This window comes from Orenia marismortui DSM 5156 (assembly GCF_000379025.1).
In the GTDB taxonomy this organism is placed as follows: domain Bacteria; phylum Bacillota; class Halanaerobiia; order Halobacteroidales; family Halobacteroidaceae; genus Orenia; species Orenia marismortui.
Genome location: NZ_KB900623.1, coordinates 241,171 through 247,226, shown reverse-complemented (window position 1 = coordinate 247,226; position 6,056 = coordinate 241,171). Strand labels below are relative to the sequence as shown.

Genomic DNA, 6,056 nt, shown 5'->3' with positions numbered 1-6,056 from the left:
AAATTAACAACTTGTTCCTCAGAATTAAATAAACCATATTTATTTAGTTTAATATTATCCATTTCTGACACTCTTCCTATGTCATTATAAACACACGAATAATAATTATCTCCCGGATAACCATAATCATAACCTAAAAATTCAAACTGATTATCAATCACGTACTCCTCAATATTAATATATGGTTTTTTTCTTAAAGTTTCACATAATAAAATTTCTATATTAAAATCTAATTTATTACATGTAGAAACATATTCATTTAAAAATTGAATATTGGAACATACATCTACCCTACTATTATCAAAATAGGATTTTAAAACATTTTCATCAATAAAATCACATAAATATTTTAATTTGCTTTGTTCAATTAATTGAATATCTTTATATAATGGCCATACATCACCTTCTATCCCTAAATAATTACCGAATTTTCTACCATAACTTCCATCTACTCTTTTAACTATAAAGCCATTTTTATAAAATTTTAATTTTTTATTCATAGGGAATATGTCTCCTTCTTATATGAGTATGATCTTTTCCTTCTTTCCAATGATCACCACTATTTGGATAATTAGAATCATGATGCTGTGGTACATCATATTCTTCACACCAATCATCTATTATATCAGCCTCTTCTTTACTAATTACTTTTCCTTTCTTTTTATAATCATGTTCTAATTCTTTTCCTAGTTGGTCTAATGCACCTTTATCAGGGTCATAACCTTTATTCTTATCCTCACCCTCACCACTTTTATCCTTATTATAAGTATATATATCCCATGCACCCTTAACTATAATTCCACCGGATACACCTATGGCTATAACTTCTCCTATAGGAGTTGGTTCGGCAAAAGCTGTCCCCCATGTCATTGCCAGTCGCTCTAGAGCACTTTGTACGATTGGACATGACATAGAAAATAATCCATAAGGATCATAATAATTAACTGGATTCCCACCAGCATATCCATACCAATTCAATCCATCCTTAATCGGATCCACTCTCGTAAACCTACCCACACTAGCATCATAGTATCTAGCTCTGATGTAAGTTAGTGCTGTTATGCTACTCCGACTTCTTCCGATAAATCCTAAGCTAGTATTGAAAGTTCCTGTAGTATTTCTCATCATTCCATATGGTGTATAGCTTTGAGTTCCAAGGACTGTGCCATCTGTTCCTGTTATTCCTGTAATAGAGCCTAGTTGGTTACTATGCAAATATTGAGTCTGATTACCATAGATACCTAAGACTTCATCGATTCCACTTCCTACTGCATATAGATTCTCCATTGAACCACTTACATAAGTAGCAAGTAAACTATTCCCATCCCAGTGATAATCTCGCTGTTGACCATCTTCAGTTACACTTCTACCCATAGGATCGTAAGCATAAGTTACATCTTCTATATATTGTAATATAATTCCTGTTTCTTTCTAGATATTAAAAAAGTCAGGTTTTAACCCGACTTAATCAATTAATCTATTTTAATTGCATCAAAATAATAAAACTTGTGATTAATAAAAAAGTTATTAAATATATTTAGTCTATAAATAATAATTTCAAATTCTTTATACTATGTAAATTTAGTCTTCTATTAAAAACCCAATATACCTTATGTTCTTTTTGCTTATCATTCTTTATATTATTATCTTGAATAATAACTGAACCTACACTATCAATATAAGCATTACTACTAATTTCATTATCTCCTAAAATCAAGAATATATCTTCTAAACTATATATCGAGTCTGTTTTAGAAATATTATCAATTATTATTTTTCCATATACAAATGTTTTTAATCGATTATCATTTTTTTTGAAAATAACTTTTTCTATATTAACAGTAAATTTTATTTTATCATTACTATAATTCAAGACTTTATCTATCTTCATTTTCTTATTATCACAAGAAGATAAAATAAAAAAAGATAAAATAAAAAACATAAAAACAATAATACCCTTACTATTAAATATTATGTTCATTAGCAACTCCTTCCTTATTATAAAACAAATATTTTATGAACTTACTCTTTTATTTTATATTTTTAAAAAGCCAGTCTTGATAAATATCATTCCAACTATTTGGTTTAACTGGTAATGGTGGATTAGGAATTTCAATTCCCGCCCCAGAATTATTGATCACATCAACTACTGCATCAGTACAATTATTTGTATAAATATTATACTTAGCTTCCCCAGAATTATGTCTTTTTTGACTTGCTTTAGCACTTTTAGTAATAAGACTATCTTGATTTGAGGTTGTTTCAATTTGTTCAGCACATTTTGGCGGCTCTGAAACAGGGGTAATACTCACTCCAGCATCGGCATTGCTACCTGATATAAAACCTATATTCCCTAAAAACGGTATTTTAGTAGCTCCTTGATCATATTTATACCAGTTGCCACTACTATCTTGAAAATATAAAGATGTGTGTCCATTACCTCCTGCTCCTTCTGGATTGACTACAATAGCTATATTTAAACCAGTAAAATCAATGTAATTAACCGGATTCCCACCACAATACCCATACCAATTCAATCCATCTCTAATCGGGTCAACTCTAGTAAATCTCCCCACACTAGCATCATAATATCTAGCTCTGATATAAGTCAGCCCTGTGTCATCATGCTCACGACCTATAAAGCCTAAGTTACTATTAAAGCTTCCTGTAGTATTTCTCATCATTCCATAAGGAGTGTAACTTCTCATACCCAGCACACTTCCATCTGTTCCTGTTATTCCTGTGATTGAACCTAGGTGATTACTATGCAAATATTGACTCTGCTCACCATAGACTCCTAAGACTTCATCTATTCCTGAACCTACTGCATATAGATTCTCCATTGAACCACTCACATAAGTAGCAAGTAAGCTATTTCCATCCCAGAGATAATTTGTTGACTGCCCATTTTCAGTAACACTAGTTCTTCTTCCAAATGGGTCATAAGCGTAACTAGAAAGCTCAGTACTATTTTTATTCACTGCTGATAATCTATTGTAATAATTATATAACTTTTTATTTTCTATATTATAGCAAATAAAAATATCCCTTCTTAACCAAAAAATTCTTCAAGAATTTTTTAATTTTTAATTATATTCTTTCTAGTATAGATAATTCTATATTAGTTGCTATAAATAAAGACTAGCCATTTTAGCTAATCTTTATTTATAACTTAATTAATATTTTTGCTTCATTGTAAAATCAAATTGAACAAAATAAAAATAGCCATAGGGCACCAACCTGTAATATAATTAAATCACCACAAAATAACCAGTTACAGGAGGGTGCACACTATGACTTACTTAAATGATACACCAAAATCCCGAAAAAATAAACACCTAAATGCTTATGAACGTGGTCAAATTGCATTATTACATTCCGAAGGAATGAATCCAAATGCTATTGCAAAACGTTTAGGTAGAGCTTCTAATACCATTAGAAACGAACTAAAACGTGGTACAGTTTCTCAAATTAAAGCTAATAAAAAGATTATGGTCTATTACCCTGACACTGGTCAAAGAGTTTATGAATCTAATCGCAAGAATTGTGGTCCTAAATTTAAACTTTTGCAATGTGAAGAGTTCATTGATTATGTTATAGAACAGTTCTACGAAAAAGGACATTCTCTTGATGCTATATGTGGTGCAGCAAAACTTCATAATAAATTTCCAAAGCCAGAGATGGTATCTACTAAAACGCTTTATAACTACGTCAACGCTGGATTATTGACAATTAAAAACATTGATTTACCTTTGAAGCTTAAGCGTTCTTCAAAAAGAAAGCACACTAAAAATAATAAAAAGAAGCTTGGTACAAGTATAGATCAACGCCCTGAAAGTATTAATAATCGTAGTGAGTTTGGTCACTGGGAAATTGACACTATGATAGGCAAAAAGACTAAAAATGAATCAGTTTTACTTACTATGACAGAACGTATGACTCGTAAAGAAATTATTCGTAAAATCCCTGCCAAGACTGCTCAAGCAGTTCAAGATGCTATTTTAAAGCTCGTTAATGAAGCAGGAGATTGTTTTCCAAAAGTATTTAAAAGCTTCACTTGTGATAATGGCTCTGAGTTTGCTCAAATGTCATTTTTAGAGCAAATTAGTGATACTAAAGTATACTTTGCACATCCATATTCATCATGGGAAAGAGGAACTAATGAGCGTCATAATGGTCTTATAAGACGCTTTATCCCTAAAGGTAATAGTCTAAACCAATTCTCTATTGAATCTATTGCTAGAGTCCAAAACTGGTGCAATACTTTACCAAGAAAAATCTTAGATTACCTAACCCCTGATGAAATATTTGAAGATAAATTAAAACAAATTCTTTATGACTAAATAACCAAATTATTACAGTTTGAAAATGTTCAATTTATTATTGCAATTTAAGAATTAATATTTTTTAATAAAATATCTAATAGATATTATTAGCATTATAGAATTAAAGATATAATATAAAACTTTACCCAAATTCATTCATTCTTCCCTTTCTATAATTATTTTGTTGGTTCAGTAACAAGAAGAACAATAAAGGGAGATATTAAAACAAATACTACAATAAACACTATCAGCCAGAATAATAATTTATTTTCAGCTTGTTCATAATTTCTTTTTATAAATCTATATCCACCTATAAACATCAATATTAAAGGAAAAAACTTTAATATTAAGTTAACTCTTTTAAAGAAATTAAGATCTATTTTACCAACTGAAATTATTAAATTCATTTGTATTTCCTCCCTATTTTAACCATAAATTATTGCCTAGTAGTCTCTCTAATATTAAAGAGATTGAAATTATTAACATTATCCATAAAAATGCTATTAAAAGAGATTTAAACAAAGCTTCTAAACTTATAGGAGGCATGTTAGGATTATCTTTAGTTTCAAGAACATATTTACCATTAAAATAAACAAGGGAAAAAATAGGGATATACATGACTGTTGAAAAAAAAGGTTCTCTCGTAGAAATCATTAACATTAATATAAAAATCGTTGTCATTAATACTGATATTCTTAAAGCTTTCTTATTCATATAATCACATCCCTTTTATAAATAGATATTAGTATCCTTTATAAGCATGATATCCCAAAGAACCATATCCATATGAATCATTAACAAAACCAGCTATATGACCTCCTAATCTGACTTTATGATATGACTGTTCAACTGCCATCCAACCAGATTGAGCACTTTTATTAGCATTAAATAATGAAGATCCAATATTTTCTATTGTTCTAGTAGGACTCTTTCTAAGTAAATCATCACTAAAGTTCCTTACTCCATCAATAGTTGCTGCAGCATTTAATCCTGTATTAAAAATTGTATATCCTAAACCTCCTAAATCTCTTCCTATTTTTCTGCCTGCATTTTCGCCACATTCACTCCCCCATTTATATCTACCATATTTTCCTCCAACATATTCTCCAGCTTCTTTCATTCCATATTTAATTGGATTATATTTATCCGTGTTAACATCTGAATCGCTAAATGAATCCCATATATTTGCAAAACCTTCTGATACATTAGAAGCTCCGTCTGCCATTGCTAAAATACTTACAGGTGTTGATAATCCTCCACTTCCAAATTCTGAACCAAAACCAGCAGCAAACTCAAATCCGCCTCCTACAGCTTGTAATGAACCTAATGCAAGTTGTCCCCATCTAACCAATCCAGTGGGGTCATAAAAATTAACTGGATTCCCACCACAATACCCATACCAATTCAACCCATCCTTAATCGGGTCAACTCTAGTAAATCTACCCATACTAGCATCATAGTATCTAGCTCTTATGTAAGTCAGTCCTGTTATGCCACCTTGACTTCTTCCGATAAATCCTAAGTCACTATTAAAGCTTCCTGTAGTATTCCTCACCATTCCATATGGTGTATAGCTTCTCGCACCTAGCACAATTCCATCTATTCCAGTAATACCTGTGATTGAACCTAAATGATTACTATGCAAATATTGACTCTGCTCACCATAGACTCCTAAGACTTCATCGATTCCACTTCCTACTGCATAGAGATTCTCCATCGAACTACTCACAT

The 6,056-nt window shown here is 30.7% G+C and carries 8 protein-coding genes; 1 reads left to right on the top strand and 7 read right to left on the bottom strand.

Annotated elements, in window-relative coordinates; translation table 11 throughout:
- The 4 genes from OREMA_RS19085 to OREMA_RS0114850 all read right to left on the bottom strand — a co-directional run.
- Nucleotides 1-500 (bottom strand): hypothetical protein (locus OREMA_RS19085; RefSeq protein WP_018250040.1); only part of this gene is annotated, 500 nt, incomplete at its 3' end.
- Nucleotides 493-1,374, bottom strand: coding sequence for an RHS repeat-associated core domain-containing protein (locus OREMA_RS0114860; protein ID WP_018250039.1), 882 nt, complete (start codon nucleotides 1,372-1,374; stop codon nucleotides 493-495). The genes OREMA_RS19085 and OREMA_RS0114860, both read right to left, overlap by 8 nt.
- Nucleotides 1,375-1,537: 163 nt before the next feature.
- The gene (locus tag OREMA_RS0114855) at nucleotides 1,538-1,981 is read right to left on the bottom strand and encodes a hypothetical protein (protein WP_018250038.1); all 444 of its coding nucleotides are present in this window, start codon (nucleotides 1,979-1,981) and stop codon (nucleotides 1,538-1,540) included.
- A 49-nt stretch (nucleotides 1,982-2,030) separates the two neighbouring features.
- Nucleotides 2,031-2,981 (bottom strand): RHS repeat-associated core domain-containing protein, encoded by a 951-nt coding sequence (locus OREMA_RS0114850; protein ID WP_018250037.1) that lies wholly within the window; start codon nucleotides 2,979-2,981, stop codon nucleotides 2,031-2,033.
- 312 nt (nucleotides 2,982-3,293) lie between these two features.
- On the opposite strand from OREMA_RS0114850, the gene OREMA_RS0114845 reads away from it, so the two are divergent.
- Entirely contained in the window at nucleotides 3,294-4,343 is a 1,050-nt protein-coding gene (locus tag OREMA_RS0114845) for an IS30 family transposase (protein ID WP_018248379.1), read from the top strand.
- A 158-nt stretch (nucleotides 4,344-4,501) separates the two neighbouring features.
- Here the strand turns inward: OREMA_RS0114845 and OREMA_RS0114840 are convergent, their stop codons facing one another.
- Genes OREMA_RS0114840 through OREMA_RS0114830 form a run of 3 tightly spaced genes read right to left on the bottom strand, consistent with a single transcriptional unit; the run spans nucleotide 4,502 to nucleotide 6,042 of the window.
- Entirely contained in the window at nucleotides 4,502-4,732 is a 231-nt protein-coding gene (locus tag OREMA_RS0114840; RefSeq protein WP_018250036.1) for a hypothetical protein, read from the bottom strand.
- Between the two features lie 13 nt (nucleotides 4,733-4,745).
- Complete coding sequence (locus tag OREMA_RS0114835; RefSeq protein ID WP_018250035.1) at nucleotides 4,746-5,039, bottom strand: hypothetical protein; 294 nt, start codon at nucleotides 5,037-5,039, stop codon at nucleotides 4,746-4,748.
- A 28-nt stretch (nucleotides 5,040-5,067) separates the two neighbouring features.
- A complete protein-coding gene (locus OREMA_RS0114830) occupies nucleotides 5,068-6,042 on the bottom strand; it encodes an RHS repeat-associated core domain-containing protein (protein ID WP_018250034.1) in 975 nt (324 codons plus the stop codon).
- Nucleotides 6,043-6,056: the final 14 nt, after the last annotated feature.